We start from the raw sequence: 14,793 nt of genomic DNA on the forward strand, positions 1-14,793 counted from the left end.
GACGGGTCAATCCATACCAGGGGCGCCGTTTCGCATCGACGTAGGAACGCAGCTCGCTCGCCTTGTAATAGCGCCGCGCCGAGGCGGCCCGATCCGCGAGCGCCGCCTGTACCCAGTCGGGCTCCTGGTAGCCGCAGCTTCCGGCATAGTTGCGCAGGGTCAGGGGCGTCAGCGCGATCGGTACCGCGCTGGAGGCCGCCACCGCGCGTGACAGGGGGTAGGCGTCAAGATTCGAGCACAGCAGATCGAACTGATCCTGGGAGAACTCGAAGCGCGTGCCCAGCGACAGATCGCTGGCGTTGATCAGCACGAAGGGGCGCCCCTGACGCTGCAGATCGGCGAAGTCCGCGTCATGGAAAAGATGATCATCTAGATACTCCGCCACCAGGTCGCTGCGGCCAAACCGCGGGCTCCATGAGCGCACCAGGTTGACGGGACTCAAGAAATTGCGGGTGATCTCGCCCTGCACGTTGCGTTTGAGGAACTCGGCTTCGAAATCCTCGAACAGACGCTCGCGATACAGCGCGTAATAGGCGGCGGTGTAGCTGCCGCCGGAGACGGAGGAGATGATGTCCACCTCGTCGAGCAGGCGCTTGCGCCGGCCCTCCCAGACGATCTCGGTGTGGGCGAGCCGTTCGAGGGTGCCATAGGCCAGCGCCGCCGCCCGCGTGCCGCCGCCGGAGAAGCTCAATGCCACCAGCAGGCTCCCGGAGTTGTCTGCGCTTGGCAGTGTCTCCAATCGATAACCGGTGGTCGGATCGTGGTGCTCGAGAGGAGCGTTGACCGGGTAGTGCGCGCAGCCGGCAAGCAGGACCGCCAGGCACAGGCCCAGGATTCCTCTCGCTCGATAGCCCGCGCGGGGCTCCAGCATGCGGCGGATGCCCAGCATCGTCATGGCATTGACTTCCCGTCGTGATCGGGGTTTTGCTTCTATCGGCTTGCCTGATGTGATACTAGCGGCTAGCCTTGAAAGAAAGCAAGTAATCACTTGCTGAAATTCGCTGTAACTATTCGCTATAAAAAGAAACGCCGAGTCACCACGGCTCGTATCGAGCGCGTCAGGGAAGAGAGCCAGCGGGCGCGGGTGAACAGCGCCGCGACGTGAATCATACGAGGTCTGGGCACCTTGTTCAGGAGTTACCGATGAGTGCGGAACATCAGTCCGAAATGCCGCTAGGCCGGAACGTCATGCTCGAGTACGCCACCGATGCACTCGAGTACGCCACCGATGCACTGCAGCGTAACCTACTGTTCTGGGATGTATTACGCCAGCGCAGCGAAGAGTATTACCGGCACAAGGCGATGGCGATGCCGCACGTGTTGAGCTTCGATCTCGAGGTGGTGCTCGATGCGCGGGACTTCGAGTGCCCCGTCAACTTCTGGCTGGCGCACATCGAGCCGCCCGCCGGCGTGGAGATCGACCCGCTCAAGCGGCCGTTCGTGGTGTTCGATCCGCGCGCCGGCCACGGCCCCGGCATCGGCGGTTTCAAGGCCGACAGCGAGCTGGGCGTGGCCATGCGAGCCGGGCATGCCTGCTACTTCGTTGGCTTTACGCCGGATCCAATGCCGCAACAGACCGTCGAGGAGGTCATGCACGCCCACGCGCGCTTCCTCGAGGCGGTCATCGCTCGCCACGCGAAGGCGGAGGGCAGGCCCTGCGTCATCGGCAACTGCCAGGCGGGCTGGGCCGTGATGATGCTGGCGGCGGTGCGCCCGGAGCTGTTCGGGCCGATCATCATCGCCGGAACGCCGCTGTCGTACTGGGCCGGGCAGAAAGGGCAGAATCCGATGCGTTACTCCGGTGGACTGCTGGGCGGCAGCTGGTTGACCGCCCTGACCAGCGATGTCGGCGGGGGGCGATTCGACGGCAGCCATCTGGTCAGCAATTTCGAGAATCTCGATCCTTCCAACAGCCTGTGGACCAAGTACTACCACCTCTGGGCGAACGTCGATAGCGAGGCGCCGAGATTCCTCGAGTTCGAGAAATGGTGGGGCGGCCACGTCGACCTGTCCGCCGAGGAGATGCAGTGGATCGTCGATGAACTGTTCATCGGCAATCGGCTGGCGACGGCGGAGCTTGTCACCGGCGACGGCGTCAGGATCGATCTGCGCCATATCGATTCGCCGATCCTGTGCTTCTGCTCCGAGGGCGACAACATCACCCCGCCGCCTCAGGCGCTGGGGTGGATCTGCGATCTCTACCGCACGGACGACGATATTGTCGCCGCCGGCCAGACCATCGTCTACGCGGTCCACGCAAGCGTCGGCCACCTCGGCATCTTCGTCTCCGGCAGCGTCACCCGCAAGGAGCACCAGGAGTTCATCTCGAACATCGACCTGATCGACGTCCTGCCGCCCGGGCTCTACGAAGCGGTCATGACGCCCAAGACCGACGAGACGGCCAATCCGGAGTGGGTCGAAGGCGACTGGCTGGTACGCTTCGAGCCGCGCTCGCTGGCGGATGTGGCGGCTATCGTTCGGCCCGATCCCGACGATGAGCGACGCTTCGCGACGGCCAAGCGGGTCTCGGACATCAATCTCGGGCTGTATCGGACCCTGATGCAGCCCTTTGTGCGCGCCCAGGCCAATGCGGGCGTGGCGGAGTGGCTGCACCGAATGACGCCGGCCGAGCTGCCCTACGAGTGGTTCTCCGAGCGCAATCCGCTGATGTCACCGCTCGCCGACCTGGCCGAGCGGGTAAAGGAGGAGCGTAGGCCCGTCTCAGGCGATAACTGGCTGGTCAACCTGCAGGAGAACTACTCACGCTGCGTCGTGGCGACGCTGGATGGCTGGCGCGATCTTCGCGATAGCGCCGTCGAACGGTGGTTCATGGCGTTCTACGGTTCGCCCGTCACCCAGGCGCTGGTCGGCCTGGGCGCCTCGGATGCGCCGCCTCGCCCGCATCCCGGGCAGACGCCGGAATGCATCGCCCTCGTGGAACGGCGCATGGCCGAGATCCATACGCGCATCGGCGAGGGAGGGCTGCGTGAAGCGGCACTGCGCGGCCTTGTCTATATCTCAATGGGGGGCGGCGGAGCGGATGAACGGGCCTTTAACGCCCTGCGCGGAATGCGCGGCGAATACAGCGAACTCTCGCTTGCGTCGTTCAAGCAGGCCGTGCGCGAGCAGTTTCTTGCCTTGAGGCTCGACCAACAGGCCGCGCTCGACGCGATCCCGGCCATGCTGGCTGGCGAAACGCAGTCCAGGGACAAGGTGATGAAGGTGATTCGCCGGGTCGTCTCCGCCGCCGGCGGAGTGACCGACGAGCAGTATAGGCGGCTGACAGCCATCGAGGGGATGTTCGCCGAGCCCGGCTGATCTTACCGCCACACGCCGTCGGGGCAGCGGTGGCGGTCCATCACCTTGACGTAGTTGGCGCGGTCGTAGGCGGTCGGGTCGATGGCGTGCTGGCGGCTGACGCAGCCCTTGAGTTGCTGCACCGAGGCATATTCGTGCTCCTCCAGCCAGCGCAGCATGTCGGTGCGGATGCGCTCGAGCGCCTCGGGGCCCTCCTTGAGCAGCACGCTGCACAGGTGGGTAACGTCGGCGCCGGCCATCAGCGCCTTCAGGGCGTCTTCCGCGCTGTGGATGCCGCCGGTCACCGCCAGCGACAGATCGTCCCTGCCGTGCAGCGCCGCCACCCAGTGGACCCGCAGCAGCGATTCGTAGGGCGATGACAGCGTCAGCGTCGGCGTCACCTCGCGCGTCTCCAGGTCGATATCGGGCTGATAGAAGCGGTTGAATAGCGCCACGCCCTGGGCGCCGGCGGCCTCCAGCTCGCGCACCAGGTGGCCGACGGAGCTGAACTGCGACGACAGCTTCATGGTGATGGGAATGTCGACGGCCTGCTTCAGCTGATGCAGCAGCGCGGCGTAGCGACTCTCGACCGCGGCGCCGGTCTCGAACGGATCGGCGGCGACGTAATAGACATTCAGCTCCAGGGCGTCGGCGCCCGCCTCCTGCAGCTGCCGGCCGTGGCGGACCCAGCCGTCCTCGGAGATGCCGTTGAGGCTGGCGATCACGGGGATCGACAGGCTGCGCTTGAGCGTGGTCAGCTGTTCCAGGTAGTCATCGAGCTCGCTTCGATATTCGTGATCTGTCGGCACCGGACGGAAGGAGTCCGCCTCACCGAAGCCGATCTCCTGCTCGTGAAAGAAGCGCACCGCCGCCTCTTCGGAGGCGGCGATGGTCTCCTCGAACAGCGAATACATCACCAGGGCCGAGGCGCCGGCATCCTCCAGCCGCCGCGCCATGTCCAGATCCCGCGACAGCGGCGAGGCCGAGGGCACCAGGGGATTGGCGAGCCGCAGGCCGAGATAGTCGGTGCTGAGATCGATCATGATCCCTCCTCCTCATCCGCGGACCGACCAACGGGCAGGTCGGCCAGCTGCCGATAGCGATGATAGCGCTCCTCCACCTCCTGCTGAGACGCTGCCAGGAAGGCCTCGGCCGCCTGCGGGCGGCTGCGCCACAGCATGTTGAAGCGCGTCTCGGTCTCGGCGAACGCCTGGTAGGGGATCGACGGTTCGGGCGAGTCCAGGCGCAGCGGGTTCTTGCCCGCCGCGGCGCGCGCCGGCTCGTAGCGCAGCAGCGGCCAGTGGCCGCTTTTCACCGCGAGATCCTGCTGGCGGTGGTTGAACGACAGGTCCACGCCGTGGGCGATGCAGGGCGAGTAGGCGATAAGCAGCGCCGGGCCGTCGTGGGCCTCGGCGTCGAGGAAGGCGCGCAGCGTCTGGGTGTCCTTGGCACCGTAGGCGAGGTGAGCGACATAGACGTTGTCGTAGTTCATCGCCAGCAGGGCCAGATCCTTCTTGCCGACGGGCTTGCCGCCGGCGGCGAACTTGGCCACCGCGCCGCGCGGCGTCGCCTTGGACATCTGCCCCCCGGTGTTGGAGTAGACCTCGGTGTCGAGTACCAGGATATTCACGTTGCGGCCGGAGGCGAGCACATGGTCCAGGCCGCCATAGCCGATGTCGTAGGCCCAGCCGTCGCCGCCGATGATCCACACGCTGCGCTGCACCAGGGCATCGGCAACGGTCTCCAGCGCGCGGGCGCGCGGGTCGTCGATCTCCGCGAGCGTTTCGCGCAGCCGCGCCACGCGCCCACGCTGCTCGATGATCGCCCGCTCGTCCCCCTGCCGGTCCGGCCGGGCCGCGGCCTGCAGTTCGGCGACCAGGTCTGCGTCGAGTCGCTCGCGCAGCGCGTGCAGCAGCTCGCGCGCGTAGTCGCTCTGCTGGTCGACGGCGAGGCGCATTCCCAGGCCGAACTCGGCATTGTCCTCGAACAGCGAGTTGTTCCAGGCCGGACCGCGGCCCGCGGCGTTCACTGCCCAGGGCGTGGTCGGCAGATTGCCGCCATAGATGGACGAACAGCCGGTGGCATTGGCGACCAGCATGCGATCGCCGAACAGCTGGCTGGCGAGCTTGAGGTAGGGTGTCTCGCCGCAGCCGACACAGGCACTGGAGAACTCGAACAATGGCTCCAGCAGCATCGAGCCCTTCAGCGTGGTGCGTTTCACCGCGCTGCGGTCGTACTCCGGCAGCGTCAGGAAGAACGCCCAGTTGGCCTGCTCCTGCTCGCGCAGGGGCTCGATGGGTGCCATGTTGAGCGCCTTGCGCGAGGCGTTGGACTTGTCGCGGATCGGGCAGATGTCCACGCACAGCCCGCAGCCGGTGCAGTCCTCGGGCGCGACCTGATACATCATCACGTGGTCCTGGGGATAGTCCTTGCCGAGCGCCTGGCGGTACTTGAAACCCTCCGGCGCATTCTCCATCAGGCTCGCGGGCACCAGCTTGCTGCGGATCACGCCGTGCGGGCAGACCAGCGGGCACTTGCCGCACTGGGTGCAGAGCTCCGGCTCCCACACCGGGATCTCCAGCGCGAGGTTGCGTTTCTCATAGGCCGCGGTGCCCAGCGGGAAGGTGCCGTCGACCGGCATCAGACTCACGGGGACACGGTCGCCCTCACCGGCGAGGAGCGCGGCGGTGAACCGAGTCACGAAATCGGGGGCGTCGGGGGCAACCACCGGCGGTCGCTCGAAGCCGCTGGTCGCCGTCTCGGGCAGCGGCACCTCGTGCAGGCTGGCGAGTGCCGCATCGATGGCGCGGAAGTTGAAATCGACGATGCGCCCGCCCCTGCCGCCGTAGGTCGCCTCCACGGCCGCCTTGATCGCGGCGATGGCCTGCTCGCGGGGCAGCACGTCGGAGATGGCGAAGAAGCAGGTCTGCATGATGGTGTTGATGCGCTTGCCCATCTGCGCGTCCTGGGCGACCCGGTAGGCGTCGATGGTGTAGAAGCGGATGCGCTTGTCGATCATCTGCTGCTGCATGCGCCGCGGCAGGCTCTCCCAGACACGCTCCGGCGGCTCGGGCGAGTTGAGCAGGAATACCGCGCCGGTGGCGGCCTTGTCGAGCATGTCGTAGCGCTGCAGGAACACCGGCTGGTGGCAGGCGACGAACTGCGCCTCGGCGTCGCCGATCAGGTAGGTCGAGCGGATCGGCCGCGGGCCGAAGCGCAGGTGCGATACCGTCACCGCACCGGATTTCTTGGAGTCGTAGACGAAGTAGCCCTGGGCGTAGAGATCGGTGGCCTCGCCGATGATCTTGATCGAGTTCTTGTTGGCGCTAACCGTGCCGTCGGAGCCGAGACCGTAGAACAGCGCCTGCACGGCACCGGTGTGCGCATCCGTGCGGTAGCCGGCGTCCCACTCCAGGCTGGTGTGGCCGATGTCGTCGTGGATACCGATGGTAAAGCCGTTCTTCGGCTGCTCACGCTCGAGTTCGTCGAACACCGCCTTGATCATGCCCGGCGTGAACTCCTTGGACGACAGGCCGTAGCGGCCGCCGATGACTCGCGGCAGCTGGTCGAATTTCGGGTCGCCGCCCATGTGCGCCTGGGCCAGCGCGGTCACCACGTCCTTGTAGAGCGGCTCGCCGTCCGCCCCCGGCTCCTTGGTACGGTCGAGCACGGCCAGGGTGCGCGCCGTCTGCGGCAGCGCGGCGAGCAGCGCCGCGGCGTCGAACGGCCGGTACAGACGCACCCGCACAAGCCCGACCCGCGCGCCCCGCGCGTTCAGGAAGTCGACCGTCTCGTGCACCGCCTCCGCGCCCGAGCCCATGATGACCATGACGCGCTCGGCATCCGCCGCACCGTGATACTCGAACAGTCGGTAGGCGCGCCCGGTGAGTTCGGCGAAGTGGTCCATGGTCGCCTGCACGATACCGGGAAACTCGCTGTAAAAGGGATTGACGGCCTCGCGACCCTGAAAGTAGACGTCCGGGTTCTGCGAACTGCCGCGCAGCACCGGCTGCTCCGGCGACAGCGCCCGGGTGCGGTGCGCATGCACCTGCTCGTCGGACACCAGCGCGCGCAGCACCTCGTCCTCTATCGGGCGGATCTTCGCCACCTCGTGGGAGGTGCGAAAGCCGTCGAAGAAGTGCACCACCGGCACGCGGCCCTCCAGCGTCGCGGCATGGGTGATGGCGGCGAAGTCCATCGCCTCCTGCACCGAACCGGCGCACAGCATGGCGAAGCCTGTCTGGCGTGCCGCCATCACATCGCTGTGATCGCCGAAGATCGACAGCGCCTGGCAGGCCAGCGCGCGCGCCGCCACGTGCAGCACCATGGGGGTGAGCTCGCCGGCGATCTTGTACATATTGGGGATCATCAGCAGCAGGCCCTGGGAGGCGGTGAAGCTGGTCGCCAGGCTGCCCGCCTGCAGGGCGCCATGCACCGCGCCGGCGGCGCCGCCCTCGCTCTGCATCGCGACAACCTGCGGTACCGTGCCCCAGAGGTTGGGTCGCCCTTGCGCCGACCAGGCGTCGGCGTGTTCGCCCATGACCGATGCCGGCGTGATGGGATAGATGGCGCACACCTCGCTCAGGCGGTGCGCGACGCTCGCGGCGAGCGTCTTCCCGAGGTAGACCTGGTCGCCGAGACGCAGACGAATCGCGGCGATGACTGGGAAGGGCGCGACGACTGGTATGTCGGGGTGACCCTGAGCGTGCCGCTATTCGACGGGGGCGTCCTTCGCAAGCGCGTCAACCAGGCCGAGTTCGAGCAGCAGCAGTATCGGCAGCGGCTGCGCGGCGTCGTCGATGACGTCACGACGGAGGCGCGCGCCGCCTTCGGCGGCCTGCAAACGGCTGAACAGCGGCTGAGGTCGGCGCGCCGGGCCCTGGAAGAGGCCGAGGAGGCGCTGCGCATCGAGACGCGCAAGTATCGCGCCGGCAGAAGCACCGTCACGGATCTGCTGAGCGCCGAGGCGGCGCGCTGGACGGCCCTCGCCAACCTGAATCAGGCCGAGTACGAACGCTTCGTCGCGGACATTCGCTTGTATCGGGCGCTGGGCCGGCTCACCCCGGCGCTCTTCACCGACGGTGCGTCACCGCTTGTCGAATCGATGTCAGAAGGAAAAGGCACCTCATGAAAAAGGTTATCGTCGGTGGGCTGATACTGCTTGTGATCGCCGCCCTGGCCGGTTTTGCGGCCGTTCGCTGGGGGCCCTGGTTCCAGGAGGAGGAGAGCGGCATCCTGATGGCCTCCGGCACGGTGGAGGCTACCGAGGTGAGGATGGCCTTCCGCATGCCCGGCACCCTGGCCGAACGCCGGGTCGACGAGGGCGACGACGTCTCGGCCTCTCAGCCCATCGCCACGCTCGATCAGCACGACGCCGAGGCGAGCCTGCGGGAAGCCGAGGCGGCGGTGGCGTCCGCCGCCGCGGAGCTCGACGAGCTGACCGCCGGCTATCGTCTCGAGGAGATCGCCGTGGCCCAGGCGGCGGTCGAGGAGGCCCGGGTGACGTTTCGCCGGCTCCAGGACGAGGCCGTACGCTCCCGCTCCCTGTATGACGCCGAGGCCATCAGTCGCGAGCAGCGCGACCGGGACGTGACGAATGCCGAGGCGGCCGCGGCTCGGCTCGAGTCCGCCCGCGAGCACCTGCTTATGCTGCAGGCCGGCTATCGGCCCGAACGGATCGAGGCCGCCCGGGGGCGGCTACAGCAGGCCGAGGCGCGCCGCACCAATGCCCAGACCTTTCTGGACGATACCGTCATTTATAGTCCGATCGAGGGCGTGGTCACCCGGACCCATGCCGAAGTCGGCGAGACCCTGGCCGCCGGTCGCGCCGTAGCGACGCTGACCGAGCTCGGCGACCCCTGGGTGCGGGTCTATATCTCCGAAGTGGACATCGGTCTTATCCGTCTGGGGGCCCAGGCCCGGGCGCGTGTCGACAGCTATCCCGGGCGGGATTTTCCCGGCACGGTGACCTTCGTCGCCTCCGAGGCGGAGTTCACGCCCAAGAACGTGCAGACCCAGGAGGAGCGCGTGAAACTGGTGTTCGCCGTGGACGTCAGCCTCGACAACCCCGAAGGGGTGCTCAAGCCTGGCATGCCCGCGGACGTCTATATCGAGGTGCAGTGATGGCCCCGGACGATAGCGCATCAGCGGCGATCCGGGTCGAGGGCCTGGCGCGGCACTTCGGTGCCCTGGCGGCGGTGCGCGGGCTCGACTTCACGGTGCAGTCTGGCGAGATCTTCGGCATCGTGGGCCCCGACGGGGCCGGCAAGACCACGACCCTGCGCATGCTCGCCGGGATCCTCGCGCCCTCGGCTGGCGAGGCCTGGGTGGCGGGGCACTCGGTGGTTGATGCGCCCGAGGCGGTCAAGCGGCGTATCGCCTACATGTCCCAGCGCTTCGGTCTCTATGGCGACCTGACAGTGGCCGAGAACCTGCGCTTCTATGCCGACCTCTACGAGGTGCCGCGCCGCGACCTGGCGGAGGCGGAGGCGCGCCTGCTGGGATTCAGCAACCTGACGCCGTTTCGCGACCGCCTGGCCGACAACCTCTCCGGTGGCATGAAGCAGAAGCTGGGGCTGGCCTGCGCGCTTATCCATCGGCCCGAGGTGCTGCTGCTGGACGAGCCGACCAACGGCGTCGATCCGGTCTCAAGGCGCGATTTCTGGCGCATCCTCTACAGCATGCTCAAGGAGGGCGTCACCATCTTCGTCTCCACCGCCTATCTCGACGAGGCCGAGCGCTGCAGCCGCGTCGGCCTGATGCACCAGGGCAGGCTGATCCGCTGTGACAGCCCCCAGCGTCTCAAGACCGGTCTGTCCGGGGTGCTGGCGGAGTTCGAGGTGAGCGATGCGCGTCGCGCCCATGAGCTTCTCTCCGGCGCCCGGGAGGCGGGGCGGGTCAGCCTCTACGGTGGACGCCTGCACCTGTATGCCGACACCCCTGGGGAGGCGGACGCGGCGCTGGCCTCGCTCGACGAGGCGGGACTGCAAGGCGCCAGCTGGCGCGAGATCGCGCCGAGCCTCGAGGACGTGTTCATCCACACCGTTCGTCAGGCCTCGAATGACGACGAGGCGGCGGCCCATGGCTGAACAGCGCGAGATTGCCGTCTCGGTCAAGGACCTCACGCGCACCTTCGGCGACTTCGTGGCGGTGGACCACGTCACCTTGGAGGTCGAACGCGGCCATATCTTCGGCTTTCTGGGACCGAACGGCTCCGGCAAGTCGACCACCATCCGCATGCTGACCGGCCTGCTGCTGCCGAGTTCGGGCAGCGGCCAGGTGCTGGGCCTGGACATCATGACCGAGACCGAGCGCATCAAGCGCCGCATCGGCTACATGTCGCAGAAGTTCTCGCTGTATGCCGACCTCAGCGTCGAGGAGAATATCGACTTCTTCGCCGGCCTGTACGGGGTCGACCGCAAGCGGCGAGGGGAGCGCAAGGCCTGGGTGCTCGAGATGGCCGGGCTCGCCGACAAGCGCGACGCCCTGACCGCGACGCTCGCCGCCGGCTGGAAGCAGCGCCTGGCGCTCGGCTGCGCCGTGCTCCACGAGCCGCCGATCCTGTTTCTCGATGAGCCCACCTCCGGGGTCGACCCGCTGTCGCGGCGCATGTTCTGGGATCTTATCGCCGAGCTCGCCGTCGGGGGCACCACGGTCTTCGTGACCACCCACTACATGGACGAGGCGGAATACTGCGACCAGCTGGGGCTGATCAACAAGGGGCGGCTGATCGCCCAGGGCGAGCCGGCGCGGCTGAAGCACGAGGCCATGCCCGAGGACATCCTGGAGATCCAGGTGGCGCGCCCGTTCGCGGCGCTGGAGTCGCTCGAGGAGACCACGCTGGCGCACGAGGTCGCGCTGTTCGGCGACACCCTGCACGCCGTGGTGGATGACGCCGAGCAGGCGGCGAAACCGATCCGCGCCCACCTGGAGCAGGCCGGGTTCGATAAGGTGGCTATTGCCGCCATCGCGCCGTCGCTGGAGGACGCCTTCGTCAGCCTTATCGAGGCCGAAGAGCGGGAGGCGACTCCGTGAGCGCGCGCGTCGCCGGCCGGTTCTCCTGGCGGCGCCTGGGGGCGCTGATCGCCAAGGAGTCGCTGCATATCCGCCGCGATCCGCGCAGCCTGGCGATGGCCTTCGTCATGCCGCTGGTGCTGCTGGTGCTGTTTGGCTGGGCCATCACCCTGGATATCCAGAATCTCAATGTGGCGGTCTACGCCCGCGACCAGAGCCAGCCGAGCCGTTCCTATCTGCGCGCCTTCGAGGGCTCGACCTATTTCACGCTGATCGCCCACGTCGAGGAGTACCCCAGCCTCACCCGGCTGCTCGACAGCGGCGAGGCGGATCTCGCCGTGGTGCTCTATCCCGGCTTCGCCGAGGCGCTGGAGGCGGGGCGCCGCGCGCCGGCCCAGGTGATCGCCGACGGCGCGGATGCCAATACCGGAACCATCGCCCTGGGCTACGCCGAGGCGGTGACCAACCGCTTCAACGCCGAGCTCGTCGGCGGGCTGGCCGAGCCGGCGATCGATAACCGCCTACGGGTCTGGTACAACCCCGAGCTCAAGAGCCGCTGGTTCATCGTGCCGGGCCTTATCGCCGTGATCATGACCGTGATCACGGCGCTGCTCACCTCGCTGACCGTGTCCCGGGAGTGGGAGCAGGGCACCATGGAGCAGCTCATCGCCACCCCGGTGCAGGGCGTGGAGCTGCTGGTGGGCAAGATGACGCCCTATCTGATCATCGGGCTGGTGGACGTGCTGGTGTCCGTGGCCATGGCGATCTGGGTGTTCGGCGTGCCCCTGCGTGGCAGCTTCTGGTTCCTCATGGCCTCGGGCACCCTGTTCATGCTCGGCGGGCTGGGACTGGGCATCCTGATCTCGACGGTGGCGCGCTCCCAGCTGGTCGCCAGCCAGGTGGCCATGGTCGCCACCTTCATTCCGGCCTTCCTGCTCTCCGGCTTCCTCTATTCCATCGACAACATGCCGCCGGCCCTGCAGTGGGTGACCTACGCGGTCCAGGCGCGCTACTACGTCTCGATTCTCAAGGACGTCTTTCTCAAGGCCAGTCCGCCGATCTATCTGATCAACCAGGTGCTGTTTCTGGTGGTCTTTGCGATCGTGGTGCTGGGGCTGGCGCTGTTCAAGTTCAAGAAGCGGATCGACTGACGATGTGGGAACGAATCTACCGCATGATGATCAAGGAGTTCATCCAGGTGCTGCGCGACCCGCGGATGCGCTTTCTGATCTTCGTGACGCCGGTGGTGCAGCTGATCGTCTTCGGCTTCGCCGTGACCACCGATGTCGAGCATATCAAGACGGCGATCCTGGACATGGACCGCAGCGCCGAGAGCCGCGCCCTGGCCGATCAGTTCACCAGCTCCGGCTATTTCGATATCATCGCGCGCCCCGAGTCGCCGGACGCCCTGGGCGAACTGCTCGACCGCACGGTAGTGATCGCGGCGATCCAGATCGATCGCGGCTTCGCCGACGATCTGGCGGCGGGCCGGCAGGCCGAGATCCAGGTGCTAATCGATGGCACCGACTCCAATACCGGCACCGTGGCCATGGACTACGCCCAGCGCATCACCAGCGCCTTCTCCCGCAAGCGCCTGGATGCCTCCGTGACCCAGCTGGAGCAGGCGGCGGCGCCTTCGGGTCTGGTGGAGCTGCGCTCCCGGGCCTGGTACAACCCGGACCTCAAGAGCCGCTACTACAACGTCCCCGGGGTGGTCGCCGTCATCCTGCTGATGACCTCGCTGCTGCTCACCTCCATGGCCATCGTGCGCGAACGCGAGATCGGCACCATGGAGCAGTTGATGGTGACGCCGATCCGGCCCATGGAGCTGATCCTCGGCAAGACCCTGCCCTTCGTGATGATCTCCTACCTGGACCTGGTGGTGGTGATGCTGGTGGCCGTCTACGGCTTCGGCATCCCCATCCGCGGCAGCGGCCTGCTGCTGCTCTTCGGCGCCGGGCTGTATCTCATGTCGACCATCGGGGTGGGGCTGTTCATCTCCACGGTGTCGAAGACCCAGCAGCAGGCGCTGATGGCCTCTTTCTTCTTCTTCCTGCCGGCCACGCTGCTGTCGGGGTTCATGTTCCCCATCGAGAACATGCCGGAACTCGCCCAGTGGATCACCTATATCAACCCCTTGCGCTATTTCCTGGTCATCATCCGCGATGTCTTCCTCAAGGGCAGCGGCATGGACCTGCTGTGGCCGCAGTTCCTGGCTCAGGGCGCACTCGGCCTGCTGCTGCTGACCGGCAGCGCCCTGCGGTTTCGCAAGCGCATCGACTGAAAAGGCGTCGCCTGTCGAATCAAGCGATGCGCGATGCCGTCACTCGGCGGTCAAGATCATCTTGATGGCTTTCTCCCTTGCCGCATCGCTGAAGATATCATAGGCCTTCTCGATCTCGTCGAGCTTGAAGCGGTGGGTCACCAACTCTGCGGGCTCGACGCCGCCGCTTTCTACGGCACGCATCAGTACGGGGATGGTGTTGGTGCTGACCAAGCCGGTACGCAGCGTGATGTTCTTGATCCATAGATCCTGCAGCTGCAGATCGACGCTCTTGCCGTGCACGCCCATATTGGCGATATGTCCGCCCGCCCGAACGATCTGCTGACAGACATCGAAGGTCTCGGGGATGCCTACCGCCTCCATGGCCACGTCGACACCTTCGCCACCGGTCATTGCAAGAATAGCCTCGACGGGATTGCTGGAAATGACATCGGTGGCGCCGAGCTGTTTGGCCATGGCCAGGCGATTCTCGTCGGGATCGACCATGATGATCCGCGCTGGAGAATAGAAGCGTGAGGTCATCAGCGCCGCCAGGCCGATAGGGCCGGCGCCGACGATGACCACCGTATCCCCCAGCTTGACCTCGCCGTTGAGGGCGCCAATCTCGTGACCGGTGGGCAGGATGTCGCTGAGCATCACCGCCGCCTCCCGGTTCATGTCATCGGGGAGTGGAAACAGACTGTTGTCCGCATGGGGGATGCGTACATATTCGGCCTGGGTACCGTCGATCAGGTGGCCGAGAATCCAGCCGCCGTCGCGGCAGTGGGCGTAGACGCCGCGCTTGCAGTAGTCGCAGCGGCCGCAGGAGGTGACGCAGGAGATCAGTACCTCGTCGCCGACCTGGATATTGCTCACGCCATCGCCGATTTCCTCGACGACACCTACGCCTTCATGGCCGAGGGTGCGGCCATCCTCCACGGCGGGCACGTCGCCCTTGAGGATGTGCAGGTCGGTACCGCAGATGGTGGTGTGGGTGATGCGCACCACCGCGTCCGTGGGCTTGTCGACGCTCGGGCGCGGCTTGTCTTCCCAGCTTCGCTTGCCGGGGCCATGGAATACCAGTGCCTTCATGACGCTACCTCCGTGACGATAAACGTTACCAATGGCGAGGTTGCCAATTGCCATTTGATCATGATAGCGCGGGCCGTCCATATCTATCTTGAGATATATCAAGCTTAGCCCGGATGTTGCATCGGGTT

11 protein-coding genes are annotated in these 14,793 nt (G+C 66.5%); 7 read left to right on the forward strand and 4 right to left on the reverse strand.

Translation table 11 applies throughout. The features are described 5' to 3' along the window. Positions 1–895, reverse strand: an 895-nt coding sequence (locus Q673_RS22050) for a patatin-like phospholipase family protein (protein ID WP_023004808.1), incomplete at its 3' end; no start/stop codon positions are given. Positions 896–1,143: 248 nt separating this feature from the next. Between Q673_RS22050 and Q673_RS22055 the strand changes: the two genes are divergently transcribed. Continuing rightward, complete coding sequence (locus Q673_RS22055; protein WP_023004809.1) at positions 1,144–3,318, forward strand: DUF3141 domain-containing protein; 2,175 nt, start codon at positions 1,144–1,146, stop codon at positions 3,316–3,318. Between the two features lie 2 nt (positions 3,319–3,320). Here Q673_RS22055 and Q673_RS22060 read toward each other — a convergent pair whose 3' ends face one another. Next, on the reverse strand, positions 3,321–4,340 hold the full coding sequence (locus tag Q673_RS22060) for a dihydroorotate dehydrogenase-like protein (RefSeq protein ID WP_023004810.1): 1,020 nt from the start codon (positions 4,338–4,340) through the stop codon (positions 3,321–3,323). Continuing rightward, the gene (gene nifJ, locus Q673_RS22065) at positions 4,337–7,873 is read right to left on the reverse strand and encodes a pyruvate:ferredoxin (flavodoxin) oxidoreductase (RefSeq protein ID WP_235048475.1); all 3,537 of its coding nucleotides are present in this window, start codon (positions 7,871–7,873) and stop codon (positions 4,337–4,339) included. The genes Q673_RS22060 and nifJ overlap by 4 nt, the downstream gene beginning before the upstream one ends. On the opposite strand from nifJ, the gene Q673_RS0118020 reads away from it, so the two are divergent. Genes Q673_RS0118020 through Q673_RS22090 form a run of 6 tightly spaced genes read left to right on the forward strand, consistent with a single transcriptional unit; the run spans position 7,826 to position 13,594 of the window. After that, positions 7,826–8,428 (forward strand): TolC family protein, encoded by a 603-nt coding sequence (locus tag Q673_RS0118020; RefSeq protein ID WP_152527064.1) that lies wholly within the window; start codon positions 7,826–7,828, stop codon positions 8,426–8,428. The two genes, nifJ and Q673_RS0118020, sit on opposite strands and share 48 nt — an antisense overlap. Continuing rightward, entirely contained in the window at positions 8,425–9,420 is a 996-nt protein-coding gene (locus tag Q673_RS22070) for an HlyD family secretion protein (protein ID WP_023004813.1), read from the forward strand. Before Q673_RS0118020 ends, Q673_RS22070 begins: the two co-directional genes overlap by 4 nt. Continuing rightward, positions 9,420–10,385, forward strand: coding sequence for an ABC transporter ATP-binding protein (locus tag Q673_RS22075; RefSeq protein ID WP_023004814.1), 966 nt, complete (start codon positions 9,420–9,422; stop codon positions 10,383–10,385). Before Q673_RS22070 ends, Q673_RS22075 begins: the two co-directional genes overlap by 1 nt. Continuing rightward, on the forward strand, positions 10,378–11,331 hold the full coding sequence (locus Q673_RS22080; RefSeq protein ID WP_023004815.1) for an ABC transporter ATP-binding protein: 954 nt from the start codon (positions 10,378–10,380) through the stop codon (positions 11,329–11,331). Before Q673_RS22075 ends, Q673_RS22080 begins: the two co-directional genes overlap by 8 nt. Continuing rightward, entirely contained in the window at positions 11,328–12,461 is a 1,134-nt protein-coding gene (locus Q673_RS22085; RefSeq protein WP_023004816.1) for an ABC transporter permease, read from the forward strand. The genes Q673_RS22080 and Q673_RS22085 overlap by 4 nt, the downstream gene beginning before the upstream one ends. Before the next feature lie 2 nt (positions 12,462–12,463). Next, on the forward strand, positions 12,464–13,594 hold the full coding sequence (locus Q673_RS22090; RefSeq protein WP_031217574.1) for an ABC transporter permease: 1,131 nt from the start codon (positions 12,464–12,466) through the stop codon (positions 13,592–13,594). Between the two features lie 39 nt (positions 13,595–13,633). Here the strand turns inward: Q673_RS22090 and Q673_RS22095 are convergent. Further along, the coding region (locus tag Q673_RS22095; RefSeq protein WP_235048476.1) for a zinc-dependent alcohol dehydrogenase family protein at positions 13,634–14,793 on the reverse strand (1,160 nt) is incomplete at its 5' end.

Origin of the sequence: Halomonas sp. PBN3, from assembly GCF_000475415.1 — a bacterium.
GTDB lineage: Bacteria > Pseudomonadota > Gammaproteobacteria > Pseudomonadales > Halomonadaceae > Halomonas > Halomonas shengliensis.

Bases quoted from the DNA above. Each gene is read 5' to 3' on its own strand.
- Q673_RS22055 (WP_023004809.1), top strand. From the start codon at position 1,144: ATGAGTGCGGAACATCAGTCCGAAATGCCGCTAGGCCGGAACGTCATG.
- Q673_RS22060 (WP_023004810.1), bottom strand. From the start codon at position 4,340: ATGATCGATCTCAGCACCGACTATCTCGGCCTGCGGCTCGCCAATCCC.
- Q673_RS22070 (WP_023004813.1), top strand. From the start codon at position 8,425: ATGAAAAAGGTTATCGTCGGTGGGCTGATACTGCTTGTGATCGCCGCC.
- Q673_RS22075 (WP_023004814.1), top strand. From the start codon at position 9,420: ATGGCCCCGGACGATAGCGCATCAGCGGCGATCCGGGTCGAGGGCCTG.
- Q673_RS22080 (WP_023004815.1), top strand. From the start codon at position 10,378: ATGGCTGAACAGCGCGAGATTGCCGTCTCGGTCAAGGACCTCACGCGC.
- Q673_RS22090 (WP_031217574.1), top strand. From the start codon at position 12,464: ATGTGGGAACGAATCTACCGCATGATGATCAAGGAGTTCATCCAGGTG.